Genomic DNA, 726 nt, shown 5'->3' on the forward strand with positions numbered 1-726 from the left:
GCCTAGATCGTCGTATTCGTACACCGTGGCGATGCCGCCAATCGCCGTGGCCGAGGCGCCGACGGCCGTGGCATTGCTGCCGACCGCACTGGCGTTGGCACCGTTGGCAACGGCGCTGCTACCCAGCGCAGAAGCACCGCTCCCAATAGCAGAACTGGCAGATCCCATCGCGGTGGCATAGTCACCGGTGGCCAACGCATCGGCACCGGCGGCGGTCGCCTGCGTGCCCTGTGCCAGCGCAGTGCCATCGCCATCACCGGCAAACAGACGCGCCGTGCCCTCGGCGACTTGCCGGACCGCATCGAGTTGATCCACATTCACCGCATCGGTCGCCTCGGTGCCGGCAGCCACGCTGGTGATCTGCCGGGTAAGACCGTTACCAACATCACCGATCGACACGCTGTTGTCGCGACTGGCGTAAGAATGCGCCCCCAGCGCGACCGCACTTTTCGGCGCGTGGTTGCGCGCATCATCCAGCCACGTGCCGACCCGCGCGCCGTCACCAATCGCAGTGGCATCGATGCCATACGCCCCACTATCGGCACCAAGCGCCGTCCCGTTGACCCGGAACGTCGAGGTATCCGCACGCGCGCCGAGCGCGATGCTGTTGTCGTTCCAGGCGCTGGAATTCTCGCCCAGCGCCATGCTGCCGTTGCCGCTGGCAAGGGCATAGCCCCCCAACGACACGCTGTAAGGCGCGAACGATGCGGCGCTGTGGCCGATCGC

The 726-nt window shown here is 66.8% G+C and carries 1 pseudogene; it reads right to left on the reverse strand.

What is annotated here, in order from left to right:
- A pseudogene (locus tag XalbCFBP2523_RS15830) lies at window positions 1-726 on the reverse strand (hypothetical protein); the annotation flags it as partial.

It is taken from the genome of Xanthomonas albilineans (genome assembly GCF_002939705.1).
Classification (GTDB): Bacteria; Pseudomonadota; Gammaproteobacteria; order Xanthomonadales; family Xanthomonadaceae; genus Xanthomonas_A; species Xanthomonas_A albilineans.